The 19,074-nt window shown below is 43.8% G+C and carries 16 protein-coding genes and 2 tRNA genes; 10 read left to right on the forward strand and 8 right to left on the reverse strand.

What is annotated here, in order from left to right; all coding sequences use genetic code 11:
- Window positions 1–12: 12 nt before the first annotated feature.
- Complete coding sequence (gene scpB, locus JMX70_RS10160) at window positions 13–558, forward strand: SMC-Scp complex subunit ScpB (protein WP_201591801.1); 546 nt, start codon at window positions 13–15, stop codon at window positions 556–558.
- Between the two features lie 119 nt (window positions 559–677).
- On the opposite strand, the gene lolA is transcribed toward scpB, so the two are convergent.
- The 3 genes from lolA to rplU all read right to left on the reverse strand — a co-directional run bounded on the left by lolA (window position 678) and on the right by rplU (window position 2,375).
- Entirely contained in the window at window positions 678–1,364 is a 687-nt protein-coding gene (lolA, locus tag JMX70_RS10165; RefSeq protein WP_200661670.1) for an outer membrane lipoprotein chaperone LolA, read from the reverse strand.
- 350 nt (window positions 1,365–1,714) lie between these two features.
- Window positions 1,715–1,972, reverse strand: coding sequence for a 50S ribosomal protein L27 (gene rpmA / locus JMX70_RS10170; RefSeq protein ID WP_055123782.1), 258 nt, complete (start codon window positions 1,970–1,972; stop codon window positions 1,715–1,717).
- A 91-nt stretch (window positions 1,973–2,063) separates the two neighbouring features.
- Entirely contained in the window at window positions 2,064–2,375 is a 312-nt protein-coding gene (gene rplU, locus JMX70_RS10175) for a 50S ribosomal protein L21 (protein ID WP_025652795.1), read from the reverse strand.
- A gap of 770 nt (window positions 2,376–3,145) precedes the next feature.
- On the opposite strand from rplU, the gene JMX70_RS10180 reads away from it, so the two are divergent.
- The 5 genes from JMX70_RS10180 to hemB all read left to right on the forward strand — a co-directional run bounded on the left by JMX70_RS10180 (window position 3,146) and on the right by hemB (window position 12,501).
- A complete protein-coding gene (locus tag JMX70_RS10180) occupies window positions 3,146–4,075 on the forward strand; it encodes a polyprenyl synthetase family protein (RefSeq protein ID WP_201591845.1) in 930 nt (309 codons plus the stop codon).
- Window positions 4,076–4,756: 681 nt separating this feature from the next.
- Complete coding sequence (locus JMX70_RS10185; protein ID WP_201591804.1) at window positions 4,757–6,151, forward strand: efflux RND transporter periplasmic adaptor subunit; 1,395 nt, start codon at window positions 4,757–4,759, stop codon at window positions 6,149–6,151.
- 34 nt (window positions 6,152–6,185) lie between these two features.
- Entirely contained in the window at window positions 6,186–9,434 is a 3,249-nt protein-coding gene (locus tag JMX70_RS10190; protein WP_201591807.1) for an efflux RND transporter permease subunit, read from the forward strand.
- Window positions 9,431–11,242, forward strand: a complete 1,812-nt coding sequence (locus JMX70_RS10195; protein ID WP_201591810.1) for an efflux transporter outer membrane subunit — start codon at window positions 9,431–9,433, stop codon at window positions 11,240–11,242. The genes JMX70_RS10190 and JMX70_RS10195 overlap by 4 nt, the downstream gene beginning before the upstream one ends.
- 251 nt (window positions 11,243–11,493) lie before the next feature.
- Window positions 11,494–12,501: a porphobilinogen synthase gene (gene hemB / locus JMX70_RS10200; protein ID WP_068406053.1), complete on the forward strand. Its 1,008-nt coding sequence runs from the start codon at window positions 11,494–11,496 to the stop codon at window positions 12,499–12,501.
- A gap of 93 nt (window positions 12,502–12,594) precedes the next feature.
- On the opposite strand, the gene JMX70_RS10205 is transcribed toward hemB, so the two are convergent.
- Both JMX70_RS10205 and JMX70_RS10210 read right to left on the reverse strand, forming a co-directional pair.
- On the reverse strand, window positions 12,595–13,572 hold the full coding sequence (locus JMX70_RS10205) for a glutathione S-transferase family protein (RefSeq protein ID WP_201591813.1): 978 nt from the start codon (window positions 13,570–13,572) through the stop codon (window positions 12,595–12,597).
- A gap of 360 nt (window positions 13,573–13,932) precedes the next feature.
- Window positions 13,933–14,009: transfer RNA gene (locus JMX70_RS10210), tRNA-Val, on the reverse strand.
- Between the two features lie 211 nt (window positions 14,010–14,220).
- Here JMX70_RS10210 and JMX70_RS10215 point away from each other — a divergent pair.
- Window positions 14,221–14,973, forward strand: coding sequence for a type 1 glutamine amidotransferase (locus JMX70_RS10215; protein ID WP_201591816.1), 753 nt, complete (start codon window positions 14,221–14,223; stop codon window positions 14,971–14,973).
- Window positions 14,974–15,045: 72 nt separating this feature from the next.
- On the opposite strand, the gene JMX70_RS10220 is transcribed toward JMX70_RS10215, so the two are convergent.
- From JMX70_RS10220 to JMX70_RS10230, 3 genes are all read right to left on the reverse strand, one after another.
- The gene (locus JMX70_RS10220) at window positions 15,046–15,990 is read right to left on the reverse strand and encodes a DMT family transporter (RefSeq protein ID WP_201591818.1); all 945 of its coding nucleotides are present in this window, start codon (window positions 15,988–15,990) and stop codon (window positions 15,046–15,048) included.
- A 102-nt stretch (window positions 15,991–16,092) separates the two neighbouring features.
- The gene (locus tag JMX70_RS10225; protein ID WP_191689769.1) at window positions 16,093–16,581 is read right to left on the reverse strand and encodes a M48 metallopeptidase family protein; all 489 of its coding nucleotides are present in this window, start codon (window positions 16,579–16,581) and stop codon (window positions 16,093–16,095) included.
- A 51-nt stretch (window positions 16,582–16,632) separates the two neighbouring features.
- Window positions 16,633–16,977 carry a DMT family transporter gene (locus JMX70_RS10230; RefSeq protein ID WP_082894398.1) on the reverse strand — a complete coding sequence of 115 codons (345 nt, stop codon included), beginning with the start codon at window positions 16,975–16,977 and terminating at the stop codon, window positions 16,633–16,635.
- A gap of 455 nt (window positions 16,978–17,432) precedes the next feature.
- Between JMX70_RS10230 and JMX70_RS10235 the strand changes: the two genes are divergently transcribed.
- The 3 genes from JMX70_RS10235 to JMX70_RS10245 all read left to right on the forward strand — a co-directional run bounded on the left by JMX70_RS10235 (window position 17,433) and on the right by JMX70_RS10245 (window position 19,034).
- Window positions 17,433–17,508: transfer RNA gene (locus tag JMX70_RS10235), tRNA-Asn, on the forward strand.
- 206 nt (window positions 17,509–17,714) lie between these two features.
- On the forward strand, window positions 17,715–18,044 hold the full coding sequence (locus tag JMX70_RS10240; protein ID WP_068408103.1) for a CopG family transcriptional regulator: 330 nt from the start codon (window positions 17,715–17,717) through the stop codon (window positions 18,042–18,044).
- 234 nt (window positions 18,045–18,278) lie between these two features.
- Complete coding sequence (locus JMX70_RS10245) at window positions 18,279–19,034, forward strand: hypothetical protein (protein ID WP_227671239.1); 756 nt, start codon at window positions 18,279–18,281, stop codon at window positions 19,032–19,034.
- The last annotated feature ends 40 nt before the right edge of the window (window positions 19,035–19,074 follow it).

The following is a 19,074-nucleotide window of genomic DNA, read 5'->3' on the forward strand; positions in this document are numbered from 1 at the left end:
AGAATACGTGCAATGACAGATAAGCAAAATCAAGATTTAGAAGAAATCAGCAAGCATATCGAAGTACTCCTGCACGCTTCAGAAGCGCCCCTGACTGCCAGTACTTTAAAAAAATATCTGTCATTAAACACTAAAGAGCTTACACAAGCATTAGACCTACTACAACAACGTTTAGATACTGGTGTGCTGACCTTGCACGAAACTGCTAGCGGCTATCGACTGCAGATCGCCGACGACTATAGTGCATTAATCCAGCGTGTCTTTCCTCAGCGTCAAGAGCGCCTGAGCCAAGCCCTGCTTGAAACCTTAAGTGTCATCGCCTATAAGCAGCCTGTGACCCGTAGTGATATCGAGCACGTGCGCGGTGTGACGCTATCAAGTAATATCTTGCGTCAACTGTTTGATAAAGGCTGGATTGAAGAGAAAGGTTATAAAGAAACTTTGGGGCGCCCTGCACTGCTACATACCACAGCGCAATTTTTAGATGCGTTTGGATTAACCAGTTTAGATGAGCTACCGCCACTGCCCGATATGGAAGCCATCAAAGCTTTGTCTTAGTAGCAATTCGTTATTTCTTATCGATTAAAGTAAAATCTGTATATCTTGGACTTATAGCAATAAAAAAGGACAGGCTTTATAAGCGTGTCCTTTTTTTATAGGCTTAATCAGTAAAAGGATTACTGATTAATAATATCAACGCCCTTTGGCGGCGTGAATTTAAACTGACTGCTATTGATACTTGGGTTCATTTTAATACCGCTAAACTTAATCGTCGTGGTTTGTCCTAGCGTATCATTCAGCACCATCATCACAGGTTTGCCACCACTAAAGCTCATCGATAAGCTCTTAAAGCTGGCGCTATCTGATTTTGGATAGAGCACATAGTAGTTTTTATTGGCATAAGGCTGGGTAATTTTAAAGTTCTTATCAATTTTACTTGGATCACCTGACAATAGTAGCGCTGGCGTGTTACCTACTTGGCTATCGACATTTTGCTTGGTCGCTTGTTCCAAGTCTTTGTCATAAACCCACATTGAGCTGCCATTCGCTACTATAAGCTGCTCTGACGGTGATTTGGTTTCCCAGCGAAAGTTATTTGGACGCTGAACGCTCATGGTGCCACTAAAAGTGCCACTATTTGCGCCTTTGGTGGTTTGACTAAAGTTAGCGGTCATGCTTTTGGTGTTGCTTAACAGCTTATTTAAGCGTTTAGCGGCCGTTAAATTATCCGCAGGAGCAGCGCTTGCCGTTTGGGTCAATGCTACCATCGGCGCTGCCACCCCAAGCGATGTCATCAATACGCCCGTTAAAGCGCCGCCCATCAATTTTTGTTTTAAAGTGGTTTTTTTTGATAATACAGTCATTATAAATCCTCTCTCAAATGCAAAATAGCATAAAAATAATACGTGTTAATTAAAATTTTTGTTTTCAATAAGTGCTTATCTCGTGCCAAAAAAACGACGTCAGTAAACAATGCAGACAGTGTGCCAGTTTTTTTATTACGCGCCTAGTCATGATTTGCAATCATTACTACCGTTGCCATACGCGCTTGTAACCAACAGAGTTACACGGCATATAGCGTTGTTTACTCTTTGCTTTAGCTGTTTTTCATGTAAATGAGCGCCATAAAAAAGCCCTTACTACCAAAGGGTAATAAGGGCTTTTTTAGTCATCGGATTATGTTAGTTAATAACTACATAACCTAGATGGGCAACTATGCGCTTTCAACCATAACATAACGGCGGTTGAATTTACCTTTGGTCGCAAACTTTACCACACCGTCATTTAGTGCAAATAAAGTATGGTCACGACCCATGCCAACGCCTTCGCCTGCGTGGAATTCTGTACCACGTTGACGTACGATGATGTTACCAGCTGTGATAGCTTGGCCACCAAAGATTTTAACGCCTAGCATTTTTGGGTTTGAATCACGACCGTTACGGCTCGAACCGGCAGCTTTTTTATGTGCCATGAGAAAATCTCCTTGTTAATGTGACTTATCGCTAATGCGACAACTCTTAAGCATTTAGTGCGCTATTTAGCAGTCATTGCTAAGTGAATAATTAGGCATTAATCGCTTTGATTTTTAACAAGGTATACCATTGGCGGTGACCTTGCTCTTTGTGATAATGCTTACGACGGTTGTGTTTGATGATACGGATTTTTTCGCCGCGACCATGCTCAACTACTTCAACTTCTACGCTAGCGCCTTCAACGATAGGTTGACCGATTTTGACAGTTTCACCGTCAACAACCATCAATACGTCTTCAAATTTGATTGTTTCGCCTTTTTCTGCTTTTAGTAATTCAACTTTTAAAAGCTCATCGACCACAACACGGTGCTGTTTACCACCAGTTTTGATTACTGCGTACATTGTCTGACTCCGTTTAACCCGTGTGCCGTGGCTGATGTTATATCAACGCTTCAATAACGAACACGACAGGGAAAAATTAAAGGCAAGATTTTACGGCTTTTTGCTCATAAAAGCAAGCCGCGCCTCTTGTTTTTGCAAGGTGGTAATAACAATCATAGCGATTGATATAAGTCTCTAAAAAAGCGATAGATTTCACTGACAAAGGTAGTGACTACCGATGTTAAGATAAACCGCTCTATGTAGATATGCTATATCAAACGCGAATGGGTTAAAATCCAACAGCCGCTATTATAGCTTATATAATCAGTGACTTACAGTTTTTTGTAAATATAAACCTTATTAACGACTATTATTAATAAAATATTGCTAACATAAGTGACTCATTAAAAAAATCTAACCAGTTAACTTTTAAAAATGATAGAAATCAAAAGGACAACACGTCGCTATATTAAAAGTCCTAACTTACTTTCTGCTATACTTAAATCAACCATTGACCTAAACAGCTATGCTATTATGCGTCAAACGCTAGCCTAACTATTATTTGCTGCAAGCATTATTATAAATAGACCGCTATCTAAACTCATTTTTCATTTTTTTCATTTTTTTCATTTTTTTCATTGGTATGACGACTCATTATGACCAGTAATTCTTTATCGAACGCCGCCGCAACCTCGACCACGCCATTAAACGTTCTAACCAGTACGCCAAGCTCTGCCGATACGCTAAGCTATGCTGATATCCAAAGTATCGTTGCTAACGATTTTGAGATTATGGATAAGCAAGTCTTTGGCAGCTTGAATTCTAAAGTCCAATTGGTGATGAGCGTTTCGCAGCATGTGATTAATGCTGGCGGCAAACGTATGCGCCCGCTGATTACCTTATTGTGCGCGCGCATGTTTAGCGACGAGCCATCGCAACAAGCGATGCATCTGGCGGCGATTACTGAGATGCTGCATACGGCAACCTTGGTACATGATGATGTGATTGATGAGTCGGGTCAACGCCGAGGCAAACCAACGGCTAATGCTACTTGGGACAACGCCACTGCCGTGCTGGTCGGTGACTATTTAATCGCCCGCGCTTTTAATCTGTTGGTTGGTTTTCAGAGCCTGCCGTTATTGCAGGTATTCTCCGATGGCACCTGTGATATTGCCGAGGGCGAAGTCTTACAACTTCAGCATCAGCATAACCCTGCAGCCACTGAACAAGACTACCTCAATATTATCGATGGCAAAACCTCACGCTTATTTATGATGGCGACCCAAGGCGCGGCTATTTTGCAAAATAAAACCGAGCACTTGCAAGCATTGGCTGATTTTGGTCAACACTTCGGTAACGCTTTTCAAATCGTCGATGATGTACTCGACTACAGTGGCGATAGTGAAGTAATGGGCAAGAATTTGGGCGATGATTTGGCAGAAGGCAAACCTACGCTGCCAACCATTAAGGCACTTGAACTATTAAAAGACAGCGATAAAGCAGGCTATGAGCAATTACGCCTTGCGGTGCAAACGGGTAAAACGCCAAACGCTGAGCAGCTTATCGAGCTCGTCCGTCAGTCAGGTTCGCTTGAATACTGTAAAAAGCGTGCTTTGGAAGAAACCAAACTGGCTCAGAAAGCGCTAAGCAGCTTACCTGATAACCGCTACCGTCAAGGGCTATATCAGCTGACTGAGCTTGCTAGCGCGCGGTTAGTGTAAATATTGCTAGCCTATATATTATAGATGCTTAAAAATATTATTGATGCTTAAAATGTTTAGGCATCAATAGAAAAGTATGTGACCATTTAATTTTTAGTTAAGTTGTACTTTATAATAATGAAATAAATAAAATGAGAAAATAAGGTTGGTATACACGCAGCTTTTTCATTACCCATCGCTTTCTTCGTTCTATTGTTCTTACTCTTCCCTAAAATTTTAGCGTTCACACTTAAGTATTGCTAAAACACCGTTTTTCTGTACATGCCATTTTCTACTATATTTTTATATGGTTTTCTTGCTACTATCCTTAAATCGTATTTAAAAAAACAAAATTTAACAATATTTTGGCACGGTATTCATTACCAATCTTACGAAGTATTTAGAACGTTACGCTTGTATTATCAATGTTTGTTAGAATTTTATCGAGATATAAAGCATTTACAAGGTGAATAAGCACCTTTTTGCGTCTTGACTGTGGGGTATACCCTATAGTTTATAATCATGCATTACTTTAAATCTGCTTAGCCGATTGTTGTGTGTTTAGTTATTATATTATCTATTTAGTAATGAACTCTAACAGCGGTAAAGACATATTACGTTTCATATTTACTTCGTTAAGATTTATCCATAAACTTTTTAAACTGTAATTATTATATGATATTTATATTGCCGAGGACATTGATGAAGCACTCTACTCTTGCGCTTGTAATAGCATCTGTACTATCTGGCGCTGTATTGGTCGGCTGTGATAAAAATGAGGACGCAGCTGGGGCAGCGGCGCAGCAGCAGATGCCACCTGCCGTCGTCAACGTTCAGACTGTCACTCTAGATACCGTACCGCAAGTACAAACCTTTGCTGGACGTACCGCCGCTTACCAAACCGCCGACGTTCGCCCACAAGTAAACGGAATTATTGACGAGGTGTTGTTCCGCGAAGGCAGCAACGTTAAAAAAGACCAACCTTTATACCGTATCAATACCGATAACTACGCGACGTCTATCACCAGTGGGCAGGCGGCCATTCAACAAGCTGAAGCCAATTATCAGACGGCGTTAGCAAACAACGCCAATGCCAAAGCTGAGCTGGTCAGTCGCCAAGCGTCATTATCACAAGCGCAAAATGACTTAAATCGCTTGCAAGGTTTGATCGAAATTGATGCCATCTCAAAGCAGCAATACGACCAAGCAGTTACCCAAGTTCGCACCGCACAAGCAGCAGTCGAAAGCGCGCGTGCGGCGATTGGGCAAACAGAAGCAGGTATTGAAAGTGCTAAAGCTGGTATCCAAACAGCAAAAGCAAACTTACAAGCCAGTACACTAGATCTCAACCGTACTATCGTACGGGCACCGCTCGCAGGTCGTACTGACCGCTCTAGCGTTACTGCTGGTACCTTGGTTAGCGCCGGACAACCAGATCCTTTAGTGACTATCTCGCGCTTAGATCCTATCTATGTCGATATCAGCCAGTCATCCTCTGAGCTGCTTAAACTACGCCAGCAAATTTCTGCTGGTAAAGCACAGGCGGGTATGAATTCGGTTGAGTTGGTATTAGAGGACGGCTCAACGTATCCGGTACGTGGCGAGCTGGCATTATCAGAAGCAAAAGTTGATGAATCAACAGGTGCTGTGACCTTACGTGCAGTATTCCCTAATAAGAATAATATCTTGTTGCCGGGTATGTATGTCAGTGCGCGCTTGACTCAAAGCGTCATCACTAACGCTGCTTTAGTGCCACAAAGTGCGGTAATGCGGACACCGAAAAGCGAAACGCAAGTTTATATCGTTGATGAAAATAACAAAATCCAAGTACGTCCTGTCACTATTAATGGTACCTACAAAGATCAGTGGGTCGTCACTGATGGCTTAAAAGCAGGGGATAAAGTGGTGGTGATTGGTGGCTCAAAAGTCAAACCTGAGCAAGAAGTCGTCGCCAAACCTTTAGAAAATCCAAATGCTGCCCCTGCTAAGCCCGGCATGCCAACTGCTCAAACGCCGCAGCAAGCTGCAAAAGCGATGGATAAGCCAGCTAGTAAAGATACCTCTGCTAAAAAACCAGCAGAATCTACCGCTAACTAATTCCATTCAAAGATAGGAAGACTAGGAATATACTATGTCACGTTTTTTTATTGATCGCCCTATTTTTGCTTGGGTGATGGCTATTTTGGTCATGCTCATCGGGGTAATATCGGTTATCAACCTGCCGATTGAGCAGTATCCACGCATTGCACCGCCAACCATTTCGGTGAGCGCAAGCTATCCTGGTGCGAACGCGCAGACCGTTGAAGATTCAGTGGTTCAGATTATCGAACAACGTATGAAAGGGCTTGATGGCTTGATGTATATGTCATCATCGAGCTCGTCAAATGGTGGCGCATCTGTAACGCTTACCTTTGAAAACGGTACCGATCCTGATACCGCACAGGTACAGGTACAGAACAAACTGCAAGCCGCGATGAGCTCACTCCCTGAGTCCGTACAGCGTCAAGGCGTCAACGTCAATAAATCCTCTAGTAGCTTTTTAATGGTACAAGGGTTTATCTCTGAAGACGGCAGTATGGATAACAGCGATATTGCTGACTATATCAACTCAAACGTCGTTGACCAGCTCAGCCGTGTCGAAGGTGTTGGTGAAGTGCAGGTGTTTGGTTCAGCCTATGCCATGCGTATCTGGCTTGATCCTTCGCTGCTACGTAGTTATAACTTGGTGCCAGCTGATGTGGTCAATGCCGTACGTGCGCAAAACGCGCAGGTGTCTGCTGGCCAATTAGGACAAGCGCCTGCAGATACGGATCGACAGGTTATTAACGCCACGGTTACCGTGCAAAGCTATTTACAAACCCCTGAAGAATTTAAAAATATCTTATTAAAAACCGATACCTCTGGGGCGAAGGTTCGCCTAGGTGATGTTGCAAAAGTTGAAATCGGTAGTGAAAACTATAGTGTGACTGCGCTTTATAATGGGCAGAGTTCCGCTGGTCTCGGTATTTCTTTGGCGGGTGGTGCAAACGCGCTTGAAACTCGTGAAGCCGTTGGCGCTCGTATGGCGGAGCTTGAACAGAATTTCCCAAAAAATCTGACGACCGTTGTTCCTTATGACACCACGCCATTTGTACGTTTGTCTATTGAGCAAGTAGTCAAAACACTAATCGAAGCGATTGTTTTAGTCTTTATCGTCATGTTCATTTTCTTACAGAACTGGCGCGCGACCATTATTCCAACGCTTGCTGTACCCGTGGTATTACTAGGTACTTTTGCCGTCTTATATATTGCTGGCTTTAGTATCAACGTATTAACCATGTTTGCCTTGGTATTGTCCATCGGTCTACTGGTCGATGACGCCATCGTTGTCGTCGAAAACGTTGAGCGTATCTTGGAAGAAGACCCTCATATTTCCATTAAAGACGCGACCATACAATCGATGGGCGAGATTAGTAAAATCGTTGTCGGTATCGCCTTGATTCTATCGGCCGTTTTCGTACCGATGGCCTTCTTTGGTGGCTCAACCGGTGTCATTTATCGTCAGTTCTCCATTACCTTGATTACCGCCATGGTACTGTCAGCATTAGTGGCGCTTATCTTTACCCCTGCCCTATGTGTGACCTTGCTAAAACGTAGTAAGAGCCACGAGAAAGGATCTACTGAAGAGCAAAAAGGTTTCTTCGGTTGGTTTAACCGCTCTTTTTATAAAGTCAGCCGTAAGTATGAAAATTCTGTCGGTAAAAGCTTTAAATTTAAGTGGTTATACTTAATCGGTTATGCCGCCATTATCGGCGTCATGGCCGTGGTATTCTTACGTATTCCGGGCTCGTTTTTACCCGAGGAAGACCAAGGTATTATGTTTACCTTAGTACAGCTTCCTGCTGGGGCGACGCTTGATGAAACGGAAGCGGTACTAGAAAAAGTCACCAACTATTATGAAACCCAAGAAAAAGACAACGTGGCGTCTGTGTTCTCTGTGGCAGGCTTCAGTTTCGCCGGTCAAGGTCAAAACATGGGTCTGGCTTTCGTACGTTTGACAGACTGGGCGGAGCGAAGCGGCGATGAAAATACTGCTCAAGCGGTCGCTGGTCGAGCGATGGGCTATTTCTTTACCCAATTAAATGAAGCGCAAGTCTTTGCGATTGTACCGCCAGCTATTACCGCACTAGGTAACGCCAGTGGTTTTGATTTGATGATTCAAGATACAGGTAACGTCGGCCATGAAGGCTTACTTGAAGCACGTAATATGCTGCTCGGTATGGCTGCGCAAAACGATCAAGTAACAGGCGTGCGTCCAAACGGACAAGAAGATGCGCCGCAGTTAAAAATTAATATCAATCAAGAGCAAGCCGCTGCTTATGGGCTGTCATTGGCTAATATTAATAGCGTGATTTCTACCGCTTGGGGTTCAAGCTATATCAATGACTTCGTTGACCGTGGTCGTATTAAGCGCGTGTTTGTCCAAGGCGAGCCAAGCAGTCGTACCAATCCTGATGATATCGGCAAATGGTATGTACGTAATGATGCCGGTGAAATGATTCCATTTGATGCGTTCTCAAGCAGTGAATGGCAATCAGGCTCACCGCGTCTGACCCGTTATAACAGCTTACCGTCAATGAATATCCAAGGTAGCGCCGCCCCTGGTCTTAGTACGGGTGAGGCGATGAGCTCGATGGAAGCGATGATGCAAAAGCTACCTGAAGGTATCGGCTACGAGTGGACAGGTATGTCACTTGAAGAGCAAAAGTCAGGTGCCCAAGCGCCGATGCTTTATGCCCTATCGATCTTGGTGGTATTCTTATGTCTCGCCGCTCTATATGAAAGCTGGTCTATCCCCTTCTCTGTACTATTGGTCATCCCGCTTGGGGTGCTAGGTGCGGTGATATTTACCTGGCTACGCGGCTTTAATAACGATATCTACTTGCAAGTTGGTCTACTAACGGTCGTTGGTCTATCAGCCAAAAACGCTATCTTGATTATTGAGTTTGCAAAAGAGCATCAAGAAGAAGGTAATACGCTAAAAGAAGCGGTTATGATAGCGGCGCGTCAACGTCTGCGTCCAATTATCATGACCTCACTTGCGTTTGGACTTGGTGTTGTGCCATTATTCATCGCCACAGGTCCGGGCTCAGGCAGTCAAAACGCCATTGGTACCAGCGTGGTAGGTGGTGTTGTCACCGCAACTATCTTAGGTATCTTCTTTATTCCAATGTTCTTTATTTGGGTACGTAGTTTATTCCCTTACAAATATGAGAATAATAAACCGAACGATAGAGATGATGGTAACGACGGCACACCTGGTCCGCAAAATCCAACACCTTCTGACCCAATGCCTTCTGATAGTTATCAGCCTGCAAGCTTTGGAGATAATATACAATGAGTGCTCAAAAAAACTTTACCTTAAACTCAGCAGCGGTAGTCTCTATAGCTACCACTGCCCAACCAGCGCTAGCAGTACTGCGTAAAAATGGCGGTCGCCTCATTGGCCTCACAGCCTTAGCACTGAGCATGGCTGCTTGTAACACCATTCCAAAAGCGGATATGCGCCCTGTGCTTGCTGAACCAAACGTGCCTATCGAGCAAACCTATGGCGCGTTCGACAAAGAAACGGTCAGCAGCGCCAATCAGGCCAGTATCGCTGGGCAGCGCTGGCAGGAGTTTTACAGCGACGAGCGCTTAAAAGGTCTGATTGCGTTAGGTTTAGAGAACAACAAAGACTTTGAAAGTGCGCGTTTAGCCATTGAGAAAGCACGCGCGCAGTATCAAATTACCGATCTCAATGACCTGCCTAGAATTGATGGTAGCGGTGGTTATACGCGCCAAGCGCAAAACAGAACGGATAAAAACCCTAACAGCTCATATAATGTCAATCTTGGCTTGGCCAACTATGAGTTAGATTTTTGGGGTAAAATCGCCAGCTTAAAAGAGCAGGCGTTACAGAACTTCTTAGCGACTACCGCAGCGAAAGACACCACCCAAATCAGCTTGATTAGTAATATCGCTCAAAGCTATGCCAATTTGAGCTATAGCCTTGCGCAGTTAAAACTGGCTGAAGCGACGGTCGAAAGCCGTGAGAAGTCTCTATTTATCGCTGATAAACGCTTTGAAGCGGGTATAGATCCCAAACTGCCGTCTTTGCAAGCCAGTGCGTCACTAGAGAATGCCAGACTTGCCGTTTTACAGGCGCAAAGCAGTATTTTAAGATCGCGTAATGCGCTGCAGTTTTTGGTCGGTGGACCCATTCCAACCAATCTTATTCCAGCGCCTGCGGTCAGCAATATCACAAGCCAGCAGATATTTAGCGCTGGCTTACCAAGTGAATTGCTGCGCTATCGCCCTGATGTATTGGAAGCAGAGTACAGTCTAAAAGCCGCTGGTGCCAATATCGAAGTAGCGCGAGCCTCTTACTTCCCATCTATTAGCTTAGCCAGTAGCGTGGGTGTGAGTAGTGGCAGTTTGGATGATTTATTTAAGAGTGGTTCGGTTGGCTGGTCATTTGGTCCAAGTATTAGCGTGCCTATTTTTGATGCGGGCCGTTTAGATGCCAATTATGATGTGGCGAAAATTGAGCGCGAACAGACGCTGGCAAACTACGAGCGCTCTATTCAAACCGCTTTCCGTGAAGTATCGGACGTCCTAGCGACACGCGCGACATTGGGCGACCAGTTGGCCGCGCAGTACCGTCTGCAAGACAACTTTGAACAAACGTATCAGATTGCCGATGCGCGCTTTAAAGCGGGTATTGCCAACTACCTAGATGTACTCGATGCGCAGCGTTCGCTATTCTCAACGCAGCAAGGTATCTTGGACTTAGAGCTACAAAAAATTATCAGCCAAGTTGAGCTCTACCAAGTGCTAGGTGGCGGTGCCAACCTTGATGTACCAACGGTCATTCCTGTACCGCATAAAAACTTGGTGCAATTGGTCAATCTACCGGCCAATAGCAATAAAGCAAAAGCAGCCGATGCTATCGAAGCTGTCAGCTCTGCTCGCGTGGCTTCTGCACAAGAAGCGCAAGCAATTAAGCAGGCACAGCCAATAGAGAAAGCAACTTTTAACCCAACAGCTGTTGTCGATGTCAATAACGATGGCAAAACAGACGCTGCCGTCGGCGTGGTCACTGAACAGACCATTACGAAAGAGGCCAATGTTGAGCAAGTACCGGTCACGCAGATTAATGAGCGTTAAGTAGCTGTAAAGGCTGTGGGAAAGTTCTCCTCACCTTGATAGTCGATATCTACAATCAGCCCTACCGACTTGGTAGGGCTTTTTGCTTTCGATAGTCACTATTGGTTATAGTAGTGCCAGTTATCGTACAACATTATACCAACGACCTTTTTATTCTCTTAATGATACCAATCTTATAAAAGCCAGTCTTAAAACAGCTGTTTCCATAAAGCTGATAGATAACCATGCTTAAAATCAAATAAGGAAACCTCATGACTTATACTTTTAACCGTCAATTCCCTGAAACCCGTCTACGTCGCTTGCGTTATAACGATAACGTGCGTTCGATGATTCGTGAAGTTGAGCTGCATCCCAAGCATTTTATCGCCCCTGTTTTTGTATTAGAAGGTGAAAACAAGCGTGAAGCAATCGCTAGCATGCCCGGCGTTGAGCGTCTATCGATTGATCTGTTGATTAATTATGCCAAAGAATTATTAGCAGAGGGTGTTACCACTATCGACATCTTCCCTGTCATTGATAATTCATTAAAAACGCCTGATGGCAAATCGGCTTATGATGAAAATGGCTTAAGCGCGCGCGCCGTCAAAGCAGTCAAAGATGCCGTACCAGAAATGGTGGTAATGACTGATGTGGCGCTAGACCCTTATACCTCTCACGGTCAAGACGGTCTGCTCGATGACTCAGGCTATGTGGTCAATGATGAAACGGTCGAAGTCTTGGTCAAGCAAGCGCTTGTACATGCCCGTGCAGGCGCTGATATCATCTCGCCAAGTGATATGATGGATGGGCGTATCAAAGCTATGCGTGATGCCTTTGAAGCTGAAGGCTTTGTCAACACCGCTATCATGGCCTACTCTGCCAAATATGCTTCTGCTTACTACGGTCCGTTCCGTGATGCCGTTGGGAGTGCCGGCAACTTAAAAGGTGGGCATAAAAAGCAATATCAGATGGACTTTGGCAACCGCGCCGAAGCGCTGCACGAAGTTGCTATGGATATCAATGAGGGCGCTGATATGGTGATGATTAAACCGGGTCAGCCGTACTTAGACCTAATTCGTGAAGTTAAAAACACCTTTGGCGTACCAACCTTTGCGTATCAAGTGTCTGGTGAATACGCCATGCATATGGCTGCTATTCAAAACGGCTGGCTAACCGATGCGGTGATTTTGGAATCCTTGATTGGTTTCCGCCGTGCAGGCGCTGATGGGATTTTGACTTATTTTGCCCTAGAAGCGGCTCGTCAGTTGAATAACGCTTAATATAAATTAAATCGTTTTATACAAAGAACCGCGCCAGCTTATATACAAGCTAGCGCGGTTTTTTTTAGCTTAATTTAAAAAGCTCAATAAAAGCTAGAAACGTGCACGGTCATGAGGTTCGTTAAAATCAAGCACGGGACCGACGGGAATAATACGCGTGGGATTGATGTTGGCGTGACTGGTATAATAATGCGCCTTGATATGCTCGATATTCACCGTCTCGGCGATACCGGGCACCTGATATAAATCACGCAGATAGCCCCAAAGGTTGGGATAATCAACAATACGGCGGATATTACATTTAAAATGCCCAACATATACCGCATCGAACCGTACTAGCGTGGTAAATAAGCGCCAATCGGCCTCAGTAATCGTATCACCGAGCAAGTAACGTTGGTCAGCCAAACGTGCCTCTAACGTATCAAGCGCGTCAAATAGCGTCACTACCGCTTCTTTGTACGCAGCTTCGGTTGTGGCAAACCCTGCTTTATACACGCCGTTATTCACCGCTGAATACACGAATTCATTAATCGTATCGATTTCTGCGAGCAACGCTTTTGGTAAAAAATTAACGTCCGTCGCCCCTGCTTCATCAAAAGCAGAATTTAACATCCGAATAATCTCAGACGATTCATTACTAACGATGGTATTGGTTTTTTTATCCCATAATATTGGTACGGTCACGCGCCCAGTATAGTTGGGCTTAGCCGCTACATACACCTCATACAAATAGCTGGCATTGACAATCGGATCGGCAATCACGCCAGCGCCTTCTGCAAACGTCCAACCTTTATCGCCCATAAAGGGATGCACGACAGACAGCGAAATCATATCTTCCAAGCCTTTGAGCTTGCGATAAATCGTGGTGCGGTGCGCCCACGGGCAAGCAAGCGACACATATAAATGATAGCGATTGGCTTCGGCTTTAAAGCCACCCACGCCGGTTGGCCCTGCGCTACCGTCCGCTGTTACCCAGTTTCTAAAACCAGCATCTTCGCGTACAAAGCGTCCACTGCTTGCCTCGGTGTCATACCACTTATCTTGCCATTGACCATCGACCAATAAGCCCATGTTTTGCTCCTAATTATTTTAGTTTTAAATAAATAGATACTAAAAACGACTGCTAGCAAACAATCAGCATTAAATAACTGTTATCGTTATTAGTTTTAAGAGTTATAGTAACATTTCTATGTTGCCTAGCCATTAAGCTTTGTCCGTCTTTCAAATAATATATACATTAAGAATTAGAGTTATTATGAGAATTAAGTATAGTTATTAATTATTTAAGAAAGGATTAGAAAGGTTGTGTTGGAAGCTAAGCGACTTATCAACCTTGATATCCGAAGCACTAAGAACTTTTTATCTTCACTAGAGTTCTCGCATTACAAACATAAAAAAAGCCCCAATCATAAAGATTGGGGCTTTCGAATCTGGTAGGCGTAATCGGATTCGAACCAACGACCTCTACCATGTCAAGGTAGCGCTCTAACCAACTGAGCTATACGCCTATTTAGGACATGCATTTTAGCAAGTTTTTAAAACTTTGCAAGCCTTTTCTATCACAATATTAGGTTATTATAAGAATAGCTAATTTTACGCTTTATAATGAAACACTTAAGAGAATTAGAGTACTCTAAATAGTTTCCACTATCTAAGACAGATCATAGCTTATAGACTGTCAATATTATAAAAATACAACTTCTTAATCGAGATCATCAGATGACCTTACGCATTCATGCTTTATTTCACACAGATTACGAAGACCTCAGCTTTATTAAGCATTGGGCAGTTAATCATCAGCACACTATTACCTACACGCGTTCTTATAATAAAGACACCTTGCCAGCGCTTGACAGTTTTGACTGGTTAATCGTGATGGGCGGGCCGATGAGTGTCCACGATGAGGACAACCATCCTTGGCTAATTGAAGAAAAACGTCTGATTAAGCAAAGTATGGATAGCGGAAAAACCGTCATTGGAGTGTGTTTGGGTGCACAGCTTATTGCGCATTGCTTAGGGGCGAGCGTAAAGCCGGCAGGCGTAAAAGAAATCGGCTGGTTACCCATTCAGTTGACTAAAGACGCTCAGGCGCATCCTTTACTACAGGACTTACCAAAGCAGGCGTTTACGGTCTTTCATTGGCATGGCGATGGGTTTGAATATCCACAAGGAGCGATTCCGTTAGCGACATCAGCAGCATGGCCTAATCAAGGCTTTCTTTATCAAACGCCGCAGCAAAAAGCGCTTGGCACTTGGGTCATGGCTTGGCAGTGTCATTTTGAAGTCACCAAAGAAAGCATCGTTAAGATGGTAGCAAATGGCGACAATGCCATTCAAAAAGGACTAATTAACTATCCTAAAACCGTACAATCACCTACTGAGATAATAACGCTTGGCGATAAATATATTGCCAATAACAATGCGCGCTTAGCAGCCATGCTCAATCGTATGACAAAGACGGCGGACATTTAAACCTAATCTTTCAATCCTAAAAAACTTAACGGTTTATCTACTTTTTACCCCTTTTAGCCGCAAGCCCACCCTTTATCGAGTCTGCTGGTTTGATGCCGCCATTTTTACCCCGCCATAGGTAACCAACACGACACCAAGCGCTATCAAGGATGCACCCAAAAACAACCCTTCTGGCGGACTTTCTCCCTGCAAAAAGATAGCGACAGGCACACCGACGACCGCCCCAACCGAACCTAATAAGCTTAGTAATACTGGGCCGCCCGTTTTTTGCAGTAAAAATAACAGTAAAAACTGACCAGCGAAAACGAACGCCTGCACTGCAATCAACCCTAACGGCAACATCTCAGCTAGCGGAACGGCAAGAGAATAATTAGGTAAAATGCTAAACAAACCAAGTAGCACGGATGCGGCTATCAGCATACCCGGTGCCAGCGCGCTCGGAGAGAGATTATCAGGCCAATATAAGGTGCGATAAATATTACCAATTGCCAATAACACCGGACCACAAAGCGCTAGCCCAATCCAAAACACACTGGCATCGGGCGCAGCGAATTTACGGGCGGCGAGCACCCCGGCGCCGACAAGTGCCGCGACCACGCCAAGCGCGCGCAGCTTGGTAAAGCGCTCTATTCTTAGGATGATAGCGGCCAGATAAGTTAGGAGCGGCGGCAGAGAAATAATCAAGGCGACAAAACTGGCGCCGACATGCGGAATAGCGGAGAAGAAAATGAGATTGGAGCCTGCCACACTCACCAACGCCGCAACCAAATAATAGCTCAAGGTTGATTTACTTAACGGCGGCAGCTCGCGGCGTAACAACGCATAACTAAATAAAATAAACGCCGCACCCGTAATAGACCAAAACAGAAATGCTAGCGGCGTCAGACCGACCTCGCCGGCAAATTTGGCTAGATTGGTAGAAATACCGATCAATCCACCACCCGCGATCAAACACAGTACAGGAATGAGCCAGGCTTTTTTACCTTTAGCCATGGACTGCGGCGCTGACTGACTCATAGACTACCTTACTCTTAAAACAGCGGCTTTATTCATCGTCCTTAGCCCTGTTACTATTTTATTGATTAGCATTATTGTTAGCTTTTATTTCATCACGATAGATTAGCACTCGCGCCAATGCAACCATAAACGAGTATCAAGCTCATATTGATGATAGTTTGGCTCCATATGACAGCAAAGCTGATAAAAGGCCTTGTTATGCTCTTGCTCCTTAAAATGCGCCAACTCATGCACCACGATCATACGCAAAAACTCAGGCGGCGCTTCCTTAAATAGGCTGGCTACCGTGATGCTATTATGTGATTTTAGCTTACTGCCTTGGACGCGCGATTGATAGGTATGAATGCCAAGTGCCTGGTTGAGCACCGCAAGTTTACTGTTATAAGACACCTGCGACAGCGGACTGCTCTTACGCATATACTGATTTTTAATGTCATTACTATATTGATATAGCGCTTTATCGCTTTGTACTTGATGACGGTTTGGATATTTTTTATCCAAATACTCACCCAGTCTGCCCGTGCTAATCAGCGTCGCCGCTTGGCTTTGAATTTGCTCAGAGTAATGCGCGATATATTTTAATGTGGTCAATGTGTTTGTCCTTGACGTCTTAATGTTTAACGATTACTAATGCCTGTTTACTTAATGTGCCACCGAATTAGACAATAAATTCATCACCACTACCCCACCAACAATCATCGCAATGCCGATAATCGCTGCGGTATCAAGCGTTTGCTTAAAAAAGAACAGTCCTACCAGTGAAGTCAATACGATACCAAGCCCGCCCCATAAGGCATAAGCAATACCGATAGGGATGGTTTTTATGGTTTGGGTTAATAAGTAGAACGAAATAGCATAAAGCACCGCCATAATAAGCGTGGGCACAAAGCGCGTAAACTGCTCTGACTTGACCAAAAAGGTAGTGCCAATAACTTCGCAGACAATAGCGATGGCAAGGTAACCGTAAGCAATCATGGTTGGGCTCATATTTAGGGCACTTATATTGGTAGAAAGTATTGAATTAGAAACAGTCAGTTAAATAAAACGATAAGAACGCTCGGATGGCTATTTTATAGGTTTATATGGGTGCATGAAATAAAGATTTTAAGGGTTAAAGTAATATAAGGTTTTTCTTTAGTTTCAAATAGATAGTCTTATCAAACTAAGGAATAAAGTAAGTTGTTATAATATTAAGAAAAATTAATTTTTATACACATTTTAGCAGCAGCAATCATCGTCACCGTCAATAAAGGCGCCGCTTTAACAAGAAACACCCACAATTTTATCCTATTTATAATTATATTTATTATTTATCGCCTAATAAGGTTGACAGCCCAGAACTACTTGGCTAAAATGTGCCCCACATAACGCAAACAAGATAAGCAATCGCACCTACCAAAGGCTTTGTAAAACTTGTTTAATCAACCGTTATCACAACTTATTCTCCAATAGCTCAGTTGGTAGAGCAACGGACTGTTAATCCGTGTGTCCCTGGTTCGAGCCCAGGTTGGAGAGCCATATTCTAAAAAACCTTCATCAAATATTTGATGGAGGTTTTTTATGGTCGCTATTTAATCCTTAATAGCTTACCTTATTCACCAACACAATATTCATACGGCGACGGTGTTCTTTTGGCGATTTTTATTGTATGGTAAGAAGAGCTGTGACCAAGTTCGTTTTTGTCTGAGTGTTTTATTCCTACTCACTAAAAGTAATGGTTTATTATGATACCTGTTCGTATAAAAAATAAATTCTCTGATCATCCGCAAAAAATCACGCGTCCGATCAGTATTCGCTTGTCTGAAGAGATGATTAGATTATTAGAGTCTACCTCAGCAGAGCTGGGCTTTAAACGTATCCAAGGTCTGATTCGTCTTTATATCCGTCAAGGATTGGATCGCGACCATCAAGATTATACCTTGGCGCATGATGAAGTGTTTATTGAAAGCCTACGTAAGCGTGGGGTCAGCCAACGTATCATTGATGAGGCGATTGTGGTCACGCATAATAATACTACCACCCACCCGCTGTCTGAGCTGCAGGATAAAGAGTAGCATTTGGCTTATCATACATACAAAAAAAGACTAAGTTTGCTTAACGGCGCTTGGTCTTTTTTTTGCTATTTAATTTAAACTGGCTACGTAAAATATGCCCTTCTCAATGCGCTTAATAACATTGAATACCCATTAGCGATAAACATACATACAAAATTATCATAAGCGCTATATTGATAAGCGCTATATTGGTCTAAAAGTTATTAGTATCTGTATGGGTTGAGAAGGAGGCATATGATGACTGGTTTATATAAACACGCAGGCCGTGCACGCTATATTAAAAAGGTTATGTTATTGGCATTTACTGTAGCGATGTTGCCAGTTATCAATGGTTGCATGCAGCCGCCAGCAGATCCAAGCAGGCAGACCATACCAACCAACTCTGACCAATGGCAAAAAAAGCTTGGCGATACGTTTGAGCGGTTGCCTGAGGCTGACAGACAGCTCTTGAGCCGCTATATGCTACGTATGAAGCTCAGCGGCGCGTATGAGTCCGGAGCGATGCCACGTATCACCATCAAGCAAGCCCTTATCCAGCAGCGTGAATATGAGCGCTTGCATCCAAATAATCCTACTGGCAAAAAAAGCCCGATTGTCACCAGTCCGCAAGTGCATACTGCCAAAGCACAAAATTACCCTGTCGCTTTACTCCCCGTCAGAACCAGCGATAGCGACAGTTTAAACCAAGTAAAACTACAGTTTATGCTGTCAAACCACGGTAAGGTAGCGATTAAAAGTTTTAAGGGTAAGCTCACCATGCAAGAGGCCAATTTGACCAAAAGTAAAAGCTTTAATGTACCGTTGACCCAGTTCCAGCCACCAATCGAACCTGAACAGTCTGGCAAAATCATCATCGAAAGCAGTATTGAAGATATCAATGTCATGCGCGCGATTAAAAATCATACGGACATACACATTGAGATTAGCGAAGGCAAACTGGTATTAATGGATGGGCAAGAAGTAGAGTTTGAGCAAACGCTGGCGAAATAATAGAGAGTTCATATAGTCCATTCAAAACAAAATCGATAGG

The organism is Psychrobacter pulmonis (assembly GCF_904846465.1).
Classification (GTDB): domain Bacteria; phylum Pseudomonadota; class Gammaproteobacteria; order Pseudomonadales; family Moraxellaceae; genus Psychrobacter; species Psychrobacter faecalis.